Here is a 19,693-nt window from a genome sequence, read left to right as displayed (position 1 = left end):
AAAAAGACCAAAACAAAGAGCGGACGCGTGACCGTGGTACCACCGCTGTTTGTAATGATCTTTCAAATCTTTACCTTTAATTCCTGATAACGCTAGGATGCGGCCATTTTTTGGCATTTATCCTGGGAGCACGCCCTCATGTTCCTAGTGTTTTCCATCAACCAACACCTTGCTAAAAAGAAGCTATAAGACCGCATATCCAGTTACTAAGGATAATTATAGCACAATTTTTTCTTGGCGAAAGTCTCTTTACCAGCCAATTGCACGGTCTTTTGGCAGTGGCTTCAAAGTGCCATTGTCAGCCTCCGTAAAGACCTGGTCAAAGATTGCAAAAACCTGGTCTAGCTGTTCGTCTGTAATCACCAAAGGTGGCTGGAAACGCAATATAAAGCCACGAAGCGTAATCATAACGACCCCTAACTCAAAGAGTCTAAAAATGATTTGACTCGCCAATTGGGCGTCTGGTTGCCCATCTTGATCAACGATATCAATGCCACCGTCAAGACCGTAAATGCGGACATCACCAAGACAGGTGTAGCGTTTCTGAGCTTGATCAAAGTATTCTTGCACTCGCTGGCCCAGCCGCATTGACCGGCCCACTAAGTCTTCTTCCTTTAAGACATCTAAGCCAGCCAGGGCAGCTGCGGCCGCTACCGGGTTGCCCCCAGTCGTAAAGAGGTGGCCCGGTGCAGGCAAGGCATCCATAATCTCAGCTTTCCCAACGACGGCAGACAATGGTAAACCGGAGGCAATTGATTTTCCAATGGCTAGTAAATCAGGTACAATCCCGAAATGATCAATCGACCACATTGTGCCAGACCGGCCTAATCCCTGGTTAACCTCGTCCACAGCAAAAACAATGCCGTTTTCCCTAGTGTATTGATAAACCAGTTCCAGGTATTCTTGTGGGGCCTTCACAATTCCGCCGTCACCCTGAATGGGTTCAATTAAAACCAACGCCGTTTCATCCGCTGGTAGATAACTTTCAAAAAGTTGCTTAAATTCAGCAAATTTACGCAAAGAAAAGTCATGCTCATTCTCGCCCTGTAATCGGTCATGACTGTCTGGGAAGGGTGCCTTATAAAAACCGGGCATCAACGGACCAATTTTGCGGACCTGGTTCAATGAAATCGCTGAAGCAATTGAGGCTGCGTAGGTCGATCCGTGCATAGCCCCGGTAAAGGTCACTACATTGGGCCGACCCGTGTAAGCCCTAGCAAATTTAATCATCGCCTCGTTAGCATCTGAGCCAGAATTTCCCAACGCGACCTTCTTGTCAAAGTTACCCGGCGTCAGTTGAGACAGCCGGTCCAAAAGTTTAGCCGTGGTCGTATTCGCAAAGTAAGCTGGCGTATATAAAATTAGCTCTTCAGCCTGGTCCTTAATGGCCTGAACCACCTTTGGATGGCAATGGCCAAAGTTAATGGCAGAAGCCGAGGCCAACAAGTCAATGTAGGTTTTGCCATCAGCATCCGTCACTGTTGCTCCAGAACCAGATTGCACGACTAAATCAAAGTACTTAATCCGGGCCGCTGCATTTCTGTTTTGATCCTCTTCGGCTAAAATATATAAATTTCTGCTCATACCCAACCTCTTTTTCTCATTTATTTTTAATCATTATACAATAAAAGCCCGGAAAATTCCGGGCTTTCAAGAAAAAATATTGAGTTGAGTCATGTTGCTTTACTTTTGCAAACGTGAATGGCGTGAACCATAGAACAGATAAACCAGCAATCCTAAGATGAACCAGAAGCCAGCATAAACACGGGCCTGAATGTCCAATGACCAGAAGATATAAAAGGCACCCAAGGCACCCAAAGCAGGCAAAACTGGATAAAGAGGCATCTTAAAGCCAGGTACTGGCAAATCTTTCCCTTCTCGTGGACGCAAGGCATAAACTCCAACAGAAACCATGATAAAGGCAATCAATGTTCCGGCTGAAATCAAACCTGCCAATTCGTTGAATGAGAAAACAGAACCAACCAAAACGGCAATGACCGTCAAAACTAACAAAGCGTTGTTTGGCAAACCCTTACCGTTAACGTCACCCAAGACCTTTGGCAACAAACCATCACGACCAAAGGCATATAGCAAACGAGAGCCAGCCAACATCATACCGATAATGGCCGTAAACATTCCAGCCAAGGCAACAACAGAAAGAATATTTGATACAAGTGGGTGCCCAGCCTTTTCCAAGGCCCACGCAGCTGGCGCAGCATTGTTAGCATATTGTGTATAATGGAACATTCCAACCATAACCAAGGCAACTGTCACGAACAAGACCGTGGCAACAACCAAAGAACCGATGATACCACGAGGCATTGTCTTTTGTGGGTTCTTTGCTTCAGCAGAGTTAGCAGCAATTGAGTCAAAGCCAATATAGGCCAAGAAAATTTGTGAAGCGCCCGCTGAAATTCCTTGCCAACCACCAAAAGTTGTTCCTGGTTTATGAGCTGGAATAAAGTTAGCATAGTTTGAAGGATGAATAGCAGTGGCCCCCACAACGATAAAGAGCAAGATTACCAAAACCTTCAAGACCACCAAAGTATTTTCAACCTTGGCCGTTGTGTTCGTACCCTTCCAAAGCAAAGTGGCCACAATCAAAACCGCCAACAGTGAGAAGAGGTCAATCACCCCACCGTTTCCGGCGGCAAAAGAGCCATTCAAGGCTTTTGGCAATGACAGGCCGAAATTAGCTAAGAATTGGTGGAAATTGGCCGACCAACCAGAAGCAACGAAGGCCACGGCAATAAAGTATTCAGCCAGCAAAGCCCAACCGGCAATCCATCCGAACACTTCACCAAAGACAACGTTGGCCCAAGAATAAACGGAACCGGCAAATGGCAAAACAGAAGCAAACTCCGCATAGGCAAAGGCTGTCAAACCAGAAACGATCGCAGCAACCACAAAGGACAAACTAACGGCTGCACCAGCGTGGTTGGCGGCCACAATTCCTGGCAAGGTAAAGATGGCCGTGGAAACAATTGTTCCAACCCCCAAGGCCAACATTTCCTTCACACCCAGTGTTTTTTTCAGATGGGCATCACTTTGTTCGAATGCTGATGGATCAGCTCTCCTAAACCAAGAGCCCATTCCGCTTTTATCTGCCATAAGCATCTCCTACTTTCTTAATTTATAAACTATCAAAAATATTAGCATTTTCTAATTTAAATGTCAAACACTTTATTAATCCTAACTTTATAAATTGACTGTTTTCTCATTTACCGCCTTGTTATCAGAAGAATCTCTTGCTGAATAAAAAAAAGAACCGGATTAACCGATTCTTTTTGTTTAAATCAATATTAAAGTTCAGGTTCTTCGACTTCAACTGTATCATTAATCTTCTTGGCGCGGCGGAAATGCTTAGTAACCAAACGTGAACCAGTTCCCCAGAAGTAAAAGGCCAAAGCAACGACAATAATCATCACAAAGTCCAATGGATACTTCACCAGGCCAATTCCATTAAATTCATGTGAACCAATATAAGACTCAATTGACAAAGCAACCAAGTACCAAAGCAACCAGGAAGACCCCTTTATTTGTTGCTTAGCGCGGTCCATTGACCATCCCTGCTTCCACTCGTAGAAGAAGTAGAATGGTAATCCTAAGACAATAATCAAAATAACTTCGATTGTGGTTGGCCACATTGCCCAATAAGTTGCTAATGAGGCCAATACAAAGGCTAGAGGAGCCATGTACTTCATACTCTTTGACTTAAATGGTCGATTGAAATCAGGTGCCATCTTGCGTAATGACATGACCGTAACTGGTCCCGTCAAATAGGCAATCAAGGTAGCAGTTGAAATAACAGCCGCCAAAGTTCCCCATGACCGGAAAACCGTTACCATAATCATTGACAAGATAGCGTCCGTTACCATGGCCATTCGTGGAATTCCGTACTTTTTGTTAATCTTACCCAAGTATTGTGGAATGTGCTTATCGGAAGCCATGGCAGCCAAGACACGACCGGTTGAGGCCGCAAAGGAAACACCGGTTCCAAATGGTGAAACAAAGGCATCCGTATACAGCAAGATTGACAACCAATTTAAGCCAAGTAAGATGGCCAAATCAGCAAACGGTGACTGAAAGTCGATTCCGTGCCAACCAAATTTAGCAATTTCAGACGGTTCAATCGCCGTAATAAAGGTTGATTGAATCAAGATGTACAAAATTGCTGCGATTCCTAAGGAAATCACAATTCCTCGAGAAATATCTTTTGTTGGATCCTTAACTTCTGAACCAAAGTTAATAATTGTTTGAAAGGCATTAAAAGAAAAGATAATACCAGAAACAGTTGTTGCCGCGAAGATTGGTGCTGTTCCATACGGCATGAACTGGTGAACCGTTGAACCGTAGTTTCCAGGATGGAAACTTGAAATGGTCAACATTACAATCGTCAACAATGGCACCCCAATTTTTAAGAATGAGATTGCTGAAGTAAAGCGAGTCAACAAGGTCACAGACCAGTAGTTGAGCAACGTGAAAACCGCAATAAAGCCAAAGACAACGAGCAATCCAGGTGTCGTGATTTGACCATTACTTAAGAAATGGTGGGTCCAATTTGCCCATTTCCAAGGCCAAGTTGACATATATTGAACGGCTGCCACCGCTTCGATTGGAATTAAAGTAATCAGTGATACCCAGTTCGCCCAAGAGGCAATAAAGCCTAAGAGTGATCCGTGAGTATACTGGGCAAACTTTGACATTCCACCCGACTGCGGAAACATTGTTCCCAATTCAATATAGGTGTAGGCAATCACACCGATCACGCCTGCCCCAATCACCCATGAGATAATAGCGGCTGGCCCAGCAACACGAGTTGCCTCCCAAGAACCAAACAGCCAACCAGAACCAATCAATGATCCTAGTCCCAAAAGAACAAGTTGTAGTAAACCAATTTTATGAGATTTCATAATATCCTTCCGTCACATTTATCAAAGTGACCACTTACAAGTGAACCACCAATGGTCACTATTGTACCAGAACGATTACAAATTGCAACTCTATTATATAAAAAAACTGCTGGTTGTTCATACCAACAGTTTTTTTGCACTAGTTTAAACAAAAAGTGCTGTAATAATTAAGATCACAATTAAACCGGTTACAGAAATAACTGTTTCCAAAACCGTCCAAATTTGGAAGGTTTGCTTAACCGTCAAATCGAAGTATTCCTTAAAGATCCAGAATCCAGCATCATTAACGTGAGAAGCAATCAATGAGCCAGCGCCAATGGCCAAAGCAACCAACACAAGTAACAAATCACCGTGTGGGTTAGCAGCTAAAATACCATTCACGACACCAACCGCCGTGATACCAGCAACCGTGGCTGAACCAACGGCAATTCGCAGCAATGAAGCCACTGCCCAAGCAAACAAAACAATTGTGACTGGCGACATTGAACCTGATGATTGGAACAAGTGTGCGATTTGGTTTGACATACCTGATGTTACCAAAACACCACGCAAGGCACCACCACCACCAACAATCAACAAGATGCCGGCAACTGAGTTCAAACCTTCAGTCAATGAAGTTTCAACTTCCTTCATTGAACGTTTTTGTCCTGGTCCCATCGCAAAGATGGCAAAGACCAAAGAAATCGTCATCGCAACGGCAGGGTTTGCCAAGAAATCAATTACTCGGTAAACCATGTCAGGGTTAGCTGGGGCCTTGCCGCCTGAAACCACCAACTTATAAACAGTGGCGATAATCATAAAGATCAATGGAAAGACAGAAGTCAAAACTGACATGGCAAAGCTTGGTGACTTATCCAAGTCGTATTCCTTGACTTCACCAACCGCTTCAATATGTTCCTTGAATTGGAAAGCATCAGGGGCAAACTTTTGCGCCAACTTTGTATAAACAGGGCCGGCAACAATAGCTGTGATGATTGAAACAACCAAACCAACAATCAACATTAAACCAACGTTTGCGCCTAATTGTGAGGCAACAGCAGTTGGAGCTGGTTGTGGTGGTAAGAAGCCTTGTGCAGATGACAAGGCAGCCGTCATTGAAATTCCCAAATAAAGCAATGGGACACCCGCTTCAATGGCAACGGCAAAAACGATTGGAATCAACAAAACCATGCCAACTCCGAAAATCATTGAAATTCCAATGATAAAGGAAGCTAACAAAACAGCCCATTGCAAGCGCTTCAAACCGAACCAAGCAATCAAGGTCTTAGCGATTCGATAAGAACCACCAGCATCAGCAACCAAACGGCCAATCATCCCACCAAAGATGAAGATAACGGCGTTTGATCCCAAGATATTTCCCATTCCCTGGGCACCCAAAACGGCATCTGGGATCTTTGATGGGTTCATGCCCAATAAGAGGGCCAAAACGAAGGCCGTAATGACCAACGATACAAAGGTATTCAACTTAAACTTGGTGATTAAAACCAACAAGAGTAAGATGGACACGAATAACATAACAAATTCCATTTATCCATACGAAAGCCACCTGGCTTTCTCTCCTATTATCTCTGCGCCTTACTTCATGTGCTTACGCTGGAAGTCGGCAATGTTATCATATTCAGTTTGCAATTGGCGTGACAAGCGAATGAAGATTGGTGCCAATTCCCGATAAGCTTCGAAGTTTTCTGGGTCTGGTTGGTAAGTATTTGACTTACCAACATACTTTGAGATTTCATACAAATCATCAATTTGACCCAAGGCCTTTTGGGCAACAACAACCGCAGCTAACGCACCCGATTCAAAGGCTTGTGGCACTGTCACTGGTTGTTCAAAGATATCAGCAAACATTTGTCGCCACAACGGTGAGCGAGCAAAACCGCCAGTTGCCTGGATGGACTTTAATGAACCAACAACTTCTTCCAAGGCCAATGAGACCATGTAGACGTTAAAGGTAATACCTTCCAAAACGGCGCGGATCATGTTTGCACGAGTGTGTGAATGGTTCAAACCAAAGAATGAACCACGAGCGTTTGCATCCCAGATTGGTGCTCGTTCACCACCCAAGTACGGATGGAAGAGCAAGCCATCTGAACCGGCAGGAATCTTTGATGCCACTTCAGTCATCAAGTCATAAGCGTCTTGCCCAAGCAGTGCAGCGGTTGACTTCTCGGCATCAAAGAGATTGTCGCGGGCCCAACGGAAGACATCGCCACCGTTGTTAACCGGTCCACCAACAACCCAGTGATCCTTGTCCAAGGCATAAGTAAATGTCCGACCCTTTGGATCGATAACAGGCTTATCAGAAACAACACGGATGGCACCAGAAGTTCCAATCGTGATTGCTGCGACACCAGGTTGAACAGCATCAACACCAAGGTTTGACAATGGGCCATCACCGGCACCATAAACAAATGGTGTGTCAGCAGGCAAGCCAAGCACTGTCGCGTAATCGCTTTTCATCTTTGTTTCATATTCATATGGTGAAACAGGTTCAGGCAACTGATCCTTTGATAAACCGGTTACTGACAAAGCTTGCTCATCCCAGTCCAAGTTAAAGATGTTGAACAAGCCAGTTCCTGAGGCAATTGAAATATCCATCTTGTTCGCACCAAACAAACGGAAGAACAAATATTCCTTAATGCCTAAGTAATGAGCAGCATTCTTGTAAATATCTGGCTGGTCATTTCTCAGCCAAAGTAACTTGGACAAAGGTGCCATTGGATGAATTGGCGTTCCGGTCTTTTGGTAGATTTCCATCCCTTGACCAGATTCCTTCAATTCATCAGCATACTTAACGGCACGAGTATCGGCCCAAGTAATAACACGTGTCAGTGGCTTCCAGTCTTTATCAAAAGCAATCAATGAGTGCATTGCTGATGAAAAGGAAACAGCTGTAATCTTGTTTCCTTCACTCAAGTTGGCCTTACGAACAACAGCAGCTAGGGCGTTGGTAAAAGCGACAAAGATTTCTTCTAAGTCTTCTTCCGCCATATCCGTTTGATCCCGATATAAGGGATAACCAACATTCGATTGGGCCACCACTTGGTTTTGATCATCGAACAAAACGGCCTTAGTCGAGGTCGTTCCTAAATCGATACCAATCATATAATCCATGATTATTTCTCCATCACAATTCCAGAAAAAAAGGCCACTCGGGTTTCTTTCTGATTAATCAACGTAATCTAGAATAGCAAGATGCTTGAAAGAATAAGCTTTTCAAAGAAAAAGCCCCCAAGTAACGGGAGCAAGTTTCAAAACAAATCTTAAATTACTTAGCAGCGTCCATTGCGTGTCCACCAAAGCCGTTACGCAATGCTGAAACAACCTTTCCAGTGAACGTGTCTTCTTGCAATGAACGGTAACGCATTGCAAGTGACAAGTAGATAACTGGTGCTGGAACTTCCAAGTCAAGTGATTCTTCAACTGTCCACTTTCCTTCACCAGATGAGTGCATCCGTCCAGAAATCTTTGACAACTTTGGATCCTTAGCAAATTGTTCTTCGGCCAATTCCATCAACCATGAACGAACAACTGAACCGTGGTTCCACAACTTTGCGACTGCTTCGTAGTCGTAATCGAATTGTGAAGCTTCCAATACTTCGAAGCCTTCGGCGATGGCTTGCATCATACCGTATTCGATTCCGTTGTGAACCATCTTCAAGTAGTGACCTGATCCCAAACGACCAGTGTACAAGTAACCATCTTCCAAGGCAATTGAAGCAAACAATGGTTCGATTGTCTTCCATGCTTGGGCGTCATCGCCACCAATCATGAAGTTTCCACCGTTACGAGCACCTGACATCCCACCAGAAGTACCAGCATCAAAGAACTTCAAACCAGCTGCAGTAGTGCGCTTGTTTTGTTCCAAGTTGTCCTTGTAGTTTGAGTTTCCACCATCAATGATGATGTCGCCCTTATCCATCTTTTCAATCAAAGTATCGATTGTTGAGTTTGTTGGAACACCGGCTGGTACCATTACCCAAACAACCTTTGGTGATGGCAACTTAGCCAACATGTCATCGATTGAGCTGGCGCCTTCAACCTTGTCTGAGTAAGCATCTGCTTCTGCAACAAAATCCTTGTTCAAGTCGAATGCAACAACTTCGTGACCATTGTCAACGGCGTTCTTAACCAAGTTAAGACCCATCTTACCAAGGCCGATCATGGCAAACTTCATGTGTATTACCTCTTTTTTAAATTCTTCTATTTAAACTACAAGTTCTATTATATGAAAATCATTTACATGATGCAAGTGATAATTGAAAATAAATTTCAACTTAGGTATAGTATTTATATTCTTAGGTTCTTCAATAATAAAGAGAGACAATTATGCCAAATTCAATTTTTGCTAAACTTGGACAAAGTCCATCCGGTTATAATCAGACCGAAAGTAAACTGATTACTTATATTAAAGCCAAACCCGCCGAAGCTGCAACCGGCACCATCCGTGAAATGGCTGAAGAAACTGGCGTATCCACCGCTTCGATTTCACGTTTTGTTAAAAAAATCGGTTTTGCCTCCTATCGCGACTTTTCGGTGGCTCTCGCCTCTTATAATCAAAGAAAACCTCCAGTCGATCTGTTTGGTGAGATTGAGGATACCGACGACACTGCCGCTATTACGAAAAAGGTTTTTGCCGGCGCTCAAAATGCCCTTTCAATGACAATCGACAATTTGACCGCCGAAAAATTAGACCAGGCAGTTAAGTGGCTGACCTCGGCAAAGCGCGTCGGCTTCTTTGGCATCGGAGGCTCTTCAATTGCCGCTTTTGATGCCTACCACAAGTTCTTGCGTACCCCAATTGATGTCATCTCACACCCTGATTACGACATCCAATTGATGCAGGCAGTCAAGTTAACGCCGCAAGATACTGCCGTCGTGATTTCCCACTCCGGTCGCAACGAAGATACTCTCTTTGTTGCCCAAAAGCTAAAGGACAATCAAGTGCCCTTTATCGCGATTACTTCTTTCGCTGATTCTCCCTTGGCTGAAATGGCTAATTTAGTCTTTCTCTCTTTAGCTGAAGAAATTAACTTTCGATCAGAATCAATGTCCTCCTTGGTTGCCCAGCTAACCATAATCGACACACTTTTCACCCTTGCTGGATCAAAGTTACCAACACAAACACAACACGTCGTCGATACCATGCGTGACGTCATCGAAAGCACTCGCCTTCATTAATCAGACTGCACGGAGCAATTTTCCGCTGCAAAAATCAGCATTAGTCAATAAAAACGCACTGTTTCATCAACAGTGCGTTTTTATTGGTTATTCTTGCTCTTCTTTTTCAACCATCGCAATTGCTTGGTTCATCAACATATCGATTGCCACAAAGTTTGCACCACCTTCTGGTACGATAATGTCTGCATAACGCTTTGTTGGCTCAACGAATTGATTATGCATCGGCTTAACGGTTGCCAAGTATTGCTCAATCACCCCTTCAACTGTCCGGCCACGCTCATGCGTATCGCGTTGAAGACGGCGGATAAAACGAATATCGTCATCCGTAGCAACAAAGACCTTCAAGTCAAGCAAATGACGAACTCGAGCATCATTGAAAAGCAAAACGCCATCAACAATAATCACATCGGCCGGTTCAATATGTACCGTTTCGCTTGACCGCGTATGCTGTGCATAATCATAAACTGGAATGTCAATTGCCTGGTAGTCAATCAACTTTTCCAAATCAGCAACGAATCGATCCGTTTCGATCGAATCCGGATGATCATAGTTCGTTTTAACCCGTTCAGACATTGGCTTGTCCGATTGGTCCTTGTAGTAAACGTCTTGCTGCAACAAAACTGGCTGGTTTGCACTTAAACGAGTGATTAACGCCTTGGAAACGGTGGTCTTACCAGAGCCAGACCCACCTGTAATACCAATTAGTAACGGTTTCTTTGCCAAAATTGCCTCCAAGGGCCAAAAAGCCCACTCAATCATTTTTTTCTTATCCAACCTATTTTACGTGATAACGGCCCCAAAAGCTAGTATCATTTTCTTTTAAAACGGAAAATCCATGACATAAAAAGCCTGAAATTTGTCTGTCAAATTTCAGGCTTCAAATGAAGGCAAACCTTTTTCTAATTTTTAATCTTCTTTTTGTACACGAATCCGACTGGCCAATAAGTAGCCAGAAAACGGAATCAAAATAAACCAGGCAGCCGTGTGATTCAAAGCAGCTCCATACGAAGTTGTCCTGATAAACACACCAATCAGAATGCTGGCAACCAAAATCGATGTTGCCCCAATCAGCTGACGCATAGTCGTAATAATAGCTGTACCGTGGGAAACCAGATGCTTAGGCAAGGCATTGTTAGCAGCCGTAACCGCTGGCATCATGATGAAGGCGTTTCCCCCCTCCAAGAGCATAGCACCGATGATGGCTAATAACATGTGCTTAGTTCCAAAAACAGCTAAGTCCAAGTAGCCTAAGACCATCATCGTTGAACCGAGCAAGACCAAGGGACGCAGACCAATCTTTTCGAGCAACAGGCCAGCCCGTGGGTTCATAGAAGACAAGAAGACTGCCGCAGGAATCATCAACAAACCTGAGATAACCGGTACCAGATGATAAACTTTTTGGAAGTACAACGGCATCAAAACCGTCGCGGTAATTAAGCCAGAATAAGACATTCCCGTGAGCAACATGGCCGGTAAATAGCCCCGATACTTGAAAACTCGTAAATCCAAAAAGGGTGTTTCTTCCTTCCATTGGCGAATAACAAACGTTAACAAGAAAATAACTGAAAGTAGTAAAATCAGCCTTAATGTCCAATTCCAACCAGTGGCGGGCAAAACCGAGATTGTGTAGAGGATACCCGCAAAGCCGATTAAAAGAAAGGCTGACAAAAAGTCAAAATTACGTGGCTCTAATTTGTGTGTATTTTCAATCTTGGATTGCATTGTGGTAATCAAAACCAGCAAAACGATAAAGAATAAACCAAACAAAATCCGCCATGATCCCCACTGCAAAACGATACCGGAAACAATTGGACCAACGGCCAGTGCTGAACCCATGACCAGACCAACGGTCCCCATCGCCACACCACGGTCATCCTTTGGTGTATTTTCCAGGATGACCGCCTGGTAAGTTGGAAAAAGTGCCCCAACAGCGACTCCTTCAAGTAAGCGACCAATCACAACACCAAGAAAGTTTGGTGTGACCATTGCATACAGCGTTCCAATAAGAAAAACACCGACGATTAAATTCAATAATTTTTTCAACGGAATGTTATCTAGTAACCAGGGCGACAACGGCATCACTAAGGTCATAGCAACCATAAAGCCAGAGGTCACCCACTGGACATTAGCAGCGTTAATTCCAAACTGCTTCATTAAAATTGGATAGGCTGTCGTCATCGTTGACTGTGAGATTGACATCGTAAAGGATGTCAATAACAAGACCAATGAAAATGGCGACAAACGCTTCATATTTTTCAAGGAAAATTCCCCCTTTGTTGATTATCACTTTATTTTATAGAAAAAATTTAAAAATGGCAAGTTATTTATAATGATTCTAAATAAAAAAGGAACCCTAGAACGGATTTCCTGCAATCATGATTGAGTTCTTGTCGATCCTCGACTAATCAACGTGTATGGCAACTTAATTTGTGTTTCCTTTAATTTTTCACCATTCATTAACTTCGTTAACATCCGCATAGCAACTGCGCCAATATCGTACTTAGGCTGATTAATTGATGAAAGCTCCGGTCGAGAAACAATCGAAAAATTCGTGTTGTTTGATGTCACAATCTCCAAGTCTTCTGGCACCTTGTATCCGTGGTCCTGGTAATAGTTTAAGACGGAGACAGCAATTTCGTCATCGTAAGCAACCACGGCCGTCACGTTCTGGGCCATTAAATCCGCAGCTTGTAGCTGACCGGCCTCATAGGTCCGTGCCTTAGCAAAAACGAGTTGATCATCGTAGTCAATTCCTGCTTCTTGCAAAGCACGTTGATAACCAACCAAACGAAAATCTTGATCAATTGCTCGATCCCTTGAACCAAGGACCAGGGCAATTCTTCGATGGCCGCGGGCAAGCAACTTTGATGTGACCGTTTCAAAGGCGGTCACATAATCGATATTGACAGATGGTAAAGCCTCATTCTCTGCCACTGATCCAGCCAAGACAATTGGCACCCCAGCTGATTGAATCACTGACATAACTGGAGTTGAAAGCTTGGTGCCCATATAAATAATACCGTCCACCTGCTTCGTTAACAAGTTCTTAATGGCAGTAACCGCCCGGTCCTGTTCATCATCGGTATTCGTTAGCAAAGCATCGTATTGGTACATTTGGGCGATGTCATCAACACCACGAGTCAATTCAGAATAAAAAATATTCGTCACATCCGGCATCACAACACCAATCGTGGTTGTTTTCTTGGAAGCTAAGCCACGGGCTACCGCATTGGGCTGGTAGCCTAGCTCATCGATTGCCTTCAATACTTTGTCTCTGGTTGACTGACGTACATTATCATTACCATTAACAACTCGGGAAACAGTGGCCAGTGAAACCCCAACCTTTTCGGCGACATCATAAATTGTTGCGTTTTTCTTTTGCTCTGCCATCGCCATAACTCCTTATATAAAGCCTCTTCTAAAATTCAATCATAGCAAAAAAAGGCCGCTTGTGCAAACGCTTACACGGCCTTTTCACTTTCATTTATATTACAAGTCATTTTCATCTTGGTGCGTATCAACCAATTCTTGTTGACGGTATCGCCAGTAAGCAATGCCCATAAAGCCAAAGCTACCAACAAGCATTAAAAAAAATGCGGCAACAAGGGTCAGCCAGGTTGGCCAGCCATGGTTAGTTGCCCACAAAAATACAATTGGGTAGGCCAGTAAAATGAGCAAACTCCAGCCAACTTTAAGTAAGGTCATGGTTTCTTTCCTTTGATTCAGCAAAAATGATGGTCTCATGACCACTTTTTTCAAACGCTAACGCATTTCCTCAACCAAGGTCAGTTGCGTTCGACACTGACCACAGCGGTATTTTTTCGTATCCACTCGTCGTTTGCGATAAAAATCGTGACCGTTTTGGCAACGATAATGCCACTTCACAGTCTGCTGTTTTGTCGGCCCCAAAGCTGGTGCATAGCGTGACCCACCGACCTGCTGCAAGAGGGACTTGAAGTCAGCATCCTTATGCCGGTAGCCTCGGTGCGCTAGGTGGAGGTGGTAATGGGTTAGTTCGTGCTTGACAACCCCGATAAAATCGTCCTGGTGCGCCATCTTCGGGTTAAAGTCAATATGATGATCAGCCAGATGGTAGCGACCACCGGTGGTTTGCAACCGATTATTATAGATTGCTTGGTGCCTAAACGGCCGGCCAAAGGACTCTAAAGAGACCTTTTCAACAAAGGCCTGTAAATCGTCTTGCCTTAGCTCTGCTGATTCAAAGCCACGACCAAGTTCACTTCCTTTAGCCGCTGCTGATTTTCGGTATGCAGCTGTCGACCGTGACGCTTGCATCCCCGCGCGAACCTGCTGACGCTTACGCCTGGTGAACATAGACGTAATCCACGACCTTTTGTAACGTCGTCAAGGAATCCAACGCTTCGTCTGGAATTTCCATATTATATTCATCTTCAACCTCTAAGACCAACTCAACCACGTCAATTGAATCAGCCGATGTATCCTGAGCAAAGTTCAGATTGGGACTAACCTTCTCAGCCTTTAATGAAAACCGTTGGGCGGCTTCCTTTGCTAACCGGTCATAAATCTGTTCTTTTGTAAATGCCATTTGTTACTCCCTCAGCAGTTAGCGGTGCGTGACCAATAGCACTCACGACCGTCAAGCTGATTTTTATTTTTCAATTTTCTTTGCCTTCAAAGCGTCGGCATTTTCTTTAATAAAGTTCGTGGTCTTTTCAACCAAGTTTTCTTGAACCATCGTTTGAATCTGACCCATCGTGTTGGCGACAGCATTAGCCTTAGCCGAACCATGGGTCTTAACCACGGGTGCCTTCACACCCAAGACCACGGCACCACCCTGTTCATTAAAGTCCATCTTATGCTTCAAGGAGCGCAAGGCTGGCTTCATCATGAGGGCGCCCAACAGCCCACGAAGTCCGGCTGATTTGATAGAATCCTTCAATTGGTCCATCATCGTCAAAGCTGTTCCTTCCATGGCCTTCAAAGCAGCATTTCCTGAGAAACCGTCGGCGACAACAACATCGGCGGTACCTTCCAGAATTTCACGGGCCTCAACATTGCCTAAGAAATTAAAGGCAGTTGCCTGCTTCATCAACTGGTGAGCTGCCTTGTGGGTTTCATCTCCTTTATCTTCTTCGCCCCCGTTATTTAATAAACGAACACGGGGATTTTGAATCCCCATAACAGACTGGGCATAGAAGCTACCCAAAATACCATATTGATAAAGGTGCGCTGGCTTATTTTCAGCATTGGCTCCCAAGTCCATGAAAACAAATGAATCATTGGGACCACCAAATGATGGAATAGCAGAAGCCAAGGCCGGACGGTCAACGCCCTTAATCCGACCGACAATAAAGATGGCAGAAGACAGGATGGCACCGGTATTTCCAGCAGAGAACAAGGCATCGGCCGTTCCATTTTTTACAGCCATTGCAGCGCGCACCAAAGAAGAGTCTGGCTTATTTTTCATTGCCTTCACGGGTTCTTCACCCATCTCAATTTCCTCTGTCGTTGCAATCAGCGTAATTCGGTCACTATTTTTAATCAATGGACGGACCTTAGCTTCAGTGCCAAACAGTTGAAATTCCAAACCGGCATAACGGTCACGGGCCATTTCAACTCCCTTAACAATTTCATCGGGGGCAAAATCCCCCCCCATCGCATCAATGGCAATCTTAATCACAATTTTTCTCCTAAAATTATCGTCTTATTTTTAAATTTGCTAATCAAAATGGCGGAACTGCGCCATGGTTTTGGATAAGTAGGTTACTAGGGGCTGATTATCCACCTTGTTATCCCAGCCAGACTCACGCACCAGGCTTAAGGCTTCCTGCTGGGCAATGGTCAGCATCGTCAAATCCTTGACCGGATCGCCCACCTGAAATTCAGGCATCCCCGACTGCTTCGTCCCTAAAATATCACCTGCGCCCCGTAACTCCAAGTCGCGCTGGGCCAATTCAAAGCCGTCGGTTGTATCGACCAAGGCTTTGAGTCGTTCCTTACCATAGTCGGTCTTAGGATCGGCCACTAAAACCGTATAAGACTGGCGGTCACCGCGGCCAACCCGGCCCCGCAATTGATGGAGCTGGGCCAAACCAAAACGGTCAGCATCTAATATTAACATAATTGAAGCATTGGGCACATCGACCCCAACCTCAACAACAGTTGTCGCAACCAAAACTTGGACCTGATTGTCCTTGAAGCCCTGCATCAAGGTGTCCTTGTCGTCTTTTTTCAACCGACCATGTAAAAGTCCAACCGTATAGTCCGGTAAGGCCACCTGTAAGCGCTGGTATACTTCGGTAACGTTTTGGACATCCAAAGTCTCAGATTCTTCAATCAAGGGCGTGACGACATACGCCTGGGCCCCCTTAGCCAATTCCGCCTTCATTAAGGCCAGAGCCTGGTCAAACTGTCTTTGAGAAAGCTGACTCGTCATAATCTGTTTCCGTCCAGCTGGCAATTCATCAATCACGGAAACTTCCATTTCGCCATAGGCTGTAATAGACAAGGTCCTGGGAATGGGTGTCGCCGTCATGGCCAGGATGTCAGGGTTCATTCCCCCTTCACGTAACTTTGATCGCTGCTTCACACCAAAACGGTGTTGTTCATCGATGACTGCTAAACCGAGGTGATGGAAGTAAACGTCATCTTGCACCAGAGCGTGGGTACCAACAACAATGTCAATTTCGCCATTAGTTAAATCGGCTAAAATTTGACGGCGCTGGCCAGCCTTCAGGCCGGAAGTCAACAGTTCCACCCGCAGGTCAATCCCCGCTTGGTCAAAGAGCTTTGCCAGACTCTTAGCATGTTGCTGAGCCAGAATTTCAGTTGGCGCCATTAAGGCTGCCTGACAGCCAGCAGTCACCGTTGCATACATGGCGATGGCTGCCACTACCGTTTTTCCAGAACCAACATCGCCTTGTAGGAGACGATTCATGTGTCGTCCGTCGTGTTGGTCGGCTAAAATTTCGCCGACCACTCGCTTTTGAGCAGCGGTTAACTCATAAGGAAGGCGGTCTATCAATTTGAAAACCGCCTCTTTATCATAATGAAGTGGTTGACCACCAAAGGCTTGGTCCGCCTGTTTAATTAATTGAAGGCGCATCTGAAAGATAAAGAACTCTTCAAAGGCAGCCGACCGACGACCGGCCTTGGCTTCCGCTGAATCCTTAGGAAAATGAGCCAACTCGATTTGCTGATTTTTGTCAAGCAGACGGTACTTGTCACGTAAGTGTTGCGGCACCAGGTTTGGCATCTGTCCGCGCAATTGCCCCCAGGCCTGCTCAACCAAGTCAGCAATTGTCTTCGCCTTGACCCCCTTGGAGGCCGGATAAATTGGATCCAAGGCATCGGTTGTGGCCGGAACTAATTTGATAGCAGATAGGGCCGCTTTGGCTGCGTTATAGGTTCCATAAACGGCAACTTCTTGTCCGACTTCAATGTTTTTAGCAACCCAGGGCTGGTTAAAGAAGGTTACGCGAATATTTTCACGGTCAATCAACAGCCCTAAAACGGTTTGCGACCGTTTTCCAAAGCGGCGAACCACGGCGGGTGTGGAAACAACCCCTTTGAACGTGACCTTTTCCCCATCAAGTGTTTCCGATGGTCGCCTTGCACCCAAGTCCTCGTAGCGAAAAGGATAGTAAGTCAACAAGTCTTCGATTGTAAAAATACCCAAGTCGCGTAACGCAGCTTGTCTCTTTTCCCCGACACCGGACAGTGCTGAAACCGGGTCTTCTAAAGCCAATGACATGAGTCTATCCCCTCTTTTTGATAAACAATATTTTACCATTTTCAAGAGTGAAAGGAAATATCGCCTCCGCTAGTAAGCAGGTCATCATCTCTTTGGCAATAACCCAGTCACTTTTGCCAACAAAATCAAAAGGAAATCCGCCAATTTTTTTGTCTTGTTTTTCTATCATTGCTAGTCAGAGAAACACTGACCATCTCATTTTTAACCATAAAAAAAGACGCCAATGGCGACTTTTGTTTTTTTAATGAATAAATACTGTGATGAACGTAATCGCTCCGAAGAAGATTCCAGGAACGTTGGAAATGATGATTGGCCAATCCTTATAAGTTTTCAGCCAACCATAACCAGTCCATAGCGTAGCATTGACCATCGCAACGGCTGGTTGGAGCCAGTTAACTGGATTCCCACTAAAGTTAGAAACAATCTGTGGAAAGTATGAAACGTACATCAAGATGTTCATCACGGTTGCGACCTTAGAAAAGATCTTCAACATCTTAATCCGCTTCTCATCTACCTGTTTTTTTTCTTCTGGTGAAACATAATTATCAACACGCATGCCCATGATTTTGTATCTCCTATTCCATCATTCGCTCGAATGATTGTGCCAATTATAACACAATTAGAAAAAGAGCAAGGACAATCAAAGCGAAGTGTTGGATAATAAAAAAGACGTTTTACCATTAAAAAATTCTGCTATTGATGAAGCCGCCGGGCATCAGTTTAAACGTCTACCAAGCGAATAATTGGATTCAATTGAGATTTCAGCTATGCTTTTAACGTGGTGCTATCACGTACTGTCTGCCTAATGACGGTCGACAACCGATTTAGGTTGTTTAACGACGTGCCTAGGTCGAAATTAAAGGCATTAAAAAACCACTTGAATATTCATCAAATGGTTTGTTTAAAAATATGCACTAAAAAAGCACCAGCCGTTTAGCTAGTGCTTCGTTAATTTATGTTATCCAACACCGTATGAAAAAGCCGGTAGGTCATTTCCATCATATTGAAGTGTTTTCCTTGCTAGTTCTTCTATTTTATAAGGATTAGTTGAAGACATTGGGGAACGGTATCCTTCGTATGTGAATTTACCGGTATTTTTATTGATTGTTGCAAATGCTACGTCTTCTTGTGACCATTCTAATCTGAATTTTCTGATTGCACCATTATCTACGATCGGTATAAACCTTACGAACATATCTATTCCCCCTTCTTTATGGCTTCACGATAATTATATATTTTTTTCTGTTAACTTATGAGCGTATTCATATCCTAATCCTGGTTTCATCAAGTCAATATCATACAGCTCATGCTCAATAGTACCACAGCTGCATGATTCGGAGTACCGTCACGAAGCCTAACAAAACTATTCGCCATGTAATAATCAGGGTCAAACCTTCTGTTTTCATATACAAAAGAATCATTTATTGATTGCAAATAATGCTTTTCAAATAGTACATAATTAAGAATTGACTTTGTATCATCCTTCTTCATACCAGAACTTTTGGCTATTTTTCAGCTAGATTTTCTTGATTAGATTTACGAAGCATTCCATAAAACTTCTTAGCATGTGCTGCCCTTTTTTATGGTCTGAATTATTTGGTTTCATTGGTATGCAAATTGGCGTCAACCAACCACAAGGAGAGAGAAAATGAAAACTGCTATCAAGCCGACCAACACCATGCTTACAAAAGAAAAAGCCGTCCTCTAGATATTCCTAGAAAACGGCCGAAAAGGTGGCAACCGGAGTCGAACCGGCGATCAGGGTGTTGCAGACCCATGCCTTACCACTTGGCTATGCCACCAACAAAACGTTTAAACAACGCTTATAATTATAAAGAAAATTGGTCTAAATTACAATACCTTT

General features: G+C 44.1%; 16 protein-coding genes, 1 tRNA gene and 1 pseudogene. 1 reads left to right on the top strand and 17 read right to left on the bottom strand.

All coding sequences use genetic code 11. The features are described from left to right. Positions 1 to 249 precede the first annotated feature (249 nt). From ACSYSR_RS05465 to gnd, 6 genes are all read right to left on the bottom strand, one after another. Complete coding sequence (locus ACSYSR_RS05465) at positions 250 to 1,584, bottom strand: aspartate aminotransferase family protein (RefSeq protein WP_489815887.1); 1,335 nt, start codon at positions 1,582 to 1,584, stop codon at positions 250 to 252. A 99-nt stretch (positions 1,585 to 1,683) separates the two neighbouring features. Beyond that, positions 1,684 to 3,111 carry an APC family permease gene (locus tag ACSYSR_RS05460; protein WP_489815888.1) on the bottom strand — a complete coding sequence of 476 codons (1,428 nt, stop codon included), beginning with the start codon at positions 3,109 to 3,111 and terminating at the stop codon, positions 1,684 to 1,686. 191 nt (positions 3,112 to 3,302) lie between these two features. Continuing rightward, entirely contained in the window at positions 3,303 to 4,913 is a 1,611-nt protein-coding gene (locus tag ACSYSR_RS05455) for an APC family permease (protein WP_489815889.1), read from the bottom strand. Positions 4,914 to 5,057: 144 nt separating this feature from the next. After that, positions 5,058 to 6,440: a gluconate:H+ symporter gene (locus tag ACSYSR_RS05450; protein ID WP_252773640.1), complete on the bottom strand. Its 1,383-nt coding sequence runs from the start codon at positions 6,438 to 6,440 to the stop codon at positions 5,058 to 5,060. A gap of 48 nt (positions 6,441 to 6,488) precedes the next feature. Next, positions 6,489 to 8,027, bottom strand: a complete 1,539-nt coding sequence (gene gntK / locus ACSYSR_RS05445) for a gluconokinase (RefSeq protein WP_489815890.1) — start codon at positions 8,025 to 8,027, stop codon at positions 6,489 to 6,491. Positions 8,028 to 8,181: 154 nt separating this feature from the next. After that, positions 8,182 to 9,090 carry a phosphogluconate dehydrogenase (NAD(+)-dependent, decarboxylating) gene (gnd, locus tag ACSYSR_RS05440; protein ID WP_252773638.1) on the bottom strand — a complete coding sequence of 303 codons (909 nt, stop codon included), beginning with the start codon at positions 9,088 to 9,090 and terminating at the stop codon, positions 8,182 to 8,184. A gap of 152 nt (positions 9,091 to 9,242) precedes the next feature. On the opposite strand from gnd, the gene ACSYSR_RS05435 reads away from it, so the two are divergent. Beyond that, the gene (locus tag ACSYSR_RS05435; protein WP_489815891.1) at positions 9,243 to 10,094 is read left to right on the top strand and encodes a MurR/RpiR family transcriptional regulator; all 852 of its coding nucleotides are present in this window, start codon (positions 9,243 to 9,245) and stop codon (positions 10,092 to 10,094) included. An 87-nt stretch (positions 10,095 to 10,181) separates the two neighbouring features. On the opposite strand, the gene udk is transcribed toward ACSYSR_RS05435, so the two are convergent. The 11 genes and pseudogenes from udk to ACSYSR_RS05380 all read right to left on the bottom strand — a co-directional run bounded on the left by udk (position 10,182) and on the right by ACSYSR_RS05380 (position 19,631). Beyond that, positions 10,182 to 10,817 (bottom strand): uridine kinase, encoded by a 636-nt coding sequence (gene udk, locus ACSYSR_RS05430; RefSeq protein WP_252773636.1) that lies wholly within the window; start codon positions 10,815 to 10,817, stop codon positions 10,182 to 10,184. Between the two features lie 183 nt (positions 10,818 to 11,000). Next, a complete protein-coding gene (locus ACSYSR_RS05425) occupies positions 11,001 to 12,344 on the bottom strand; it encodes an MFS transporter (RefSeq protein ID WP_489816525.1) in 1,344 nt (447 codons plus the stop codon). A gap of 123 nt (positions 12,345 to 12,467) precedes the next feature. Continuing rightward, entirely contained in the window at positions 12,468 to 13,484 is a 1,017-nt protein-coding gene (locus tag ACSYSR_RS05420; RefSeq protein WP_489815892.1) for a substrate-binding domain-containing protein, read from the bottom strand. 99 nt (positions 13,485 to 13,583) lie between these two features. Continuing rightward, positions 13,584 to 13,799 (bottom strand): hypothetical protein, encoded by a 216-nt coding sequence (locus tag ACSYSR_RS05415; protein WP_489815893.1) that lies wholly within the window; start codon positions 13,797 to 13,799, stop codon positions 13,584 to 13,586. Between the two features lie 57 nt (positions 13,800 to 13,856). Then, positions 13,857 to 14,303: pseudogene (locus tag ACSYSR_RS05410) on the bottom strand (SprT family protein); the annotation flags it as partial. A 109-nt stretch (positions 14,304 to 14,412) separates the two neighbouring features. After that, on the bottom strand, positions 14,413 to 14,661 hold the full coding sequence (locus tag ACSYSR_RS05405; RefSeq protein WP_252773634.1) for an acyl carrier protein: 249 nt from the start codon (positions 14,659 to 14,661) through the stop codon (positions 14,413 to 14,415). A 63-nt stretch (positions 14,662 to 14,724) separates the two neighbouring features. After that, the gene (gene plsX / locus ACSYSR_RS05400; protein WP_489816526.1) at positions 14,725 to 15,753 is read right to left on the bottom strand and encodes a phosphate acyltransferase PlsX; all 1,029 of its coding nucleotides are present in this window, start codon (positions 15,751 to 15,753) and stop codon (positions 14,725 to 14,727) included. Positions 15,754 to 15,795: 42 nt separating this feature from the next. Next, on the bottom strand, positions 15,796 to 17,829 hold the full coding sequence (gene recG, locus ACSYSR_RS05395; RefSeq protein WP_489815894.1) for an ATP-dependent DNA helicase RecG: 2,034 nt from the start codon (positions 17,827 to 17,829) through the stop codon (positions 15,796 to 15,798). A 241-nt stretch (positions 17,830 to 18,070) separates the two neighbouring features. Next, positions 18,071 to 18,385: a SemiSWEET family transporter gene (locus ACSYSR_RS05390; protein WP_059393695.1), complete on the bottom strand. Its 315-nt coding sequence runs from the start codon at positions 18,383 to 18,385 to the stop codon at positions 18,071 to 18,073. Between the two features lie 402 nt (positions 18,386 to 18,787). Then, positions 18,788 to 19,024 (bottom strand): hypothetical protein, encoded by a 237-nt coding sequence (locus tag ACSYSR_RS05385; protein ID WP_489815895.1) that lies wholly within the window; start codon positions 19,022 to 19,024, stop codon positions 18,788 to 18,790. 536 nt (positions 19,025 to 19,560) lie between these two features. Then, positions 19,561 to 19,631: transfer RNA gene (locus tag ACSYSR_RS05380), tRNA-Cys, on the bottom strand. Positions 19,632 to 19,693: the final 62 nt, after the last annotated feature.

This window comes from Fructobacillus sp. ESL1096, assembly GCF_058511985.1.
This window is presented reverse-complemented; position numbering and strand designations above follow the sequence as displayed.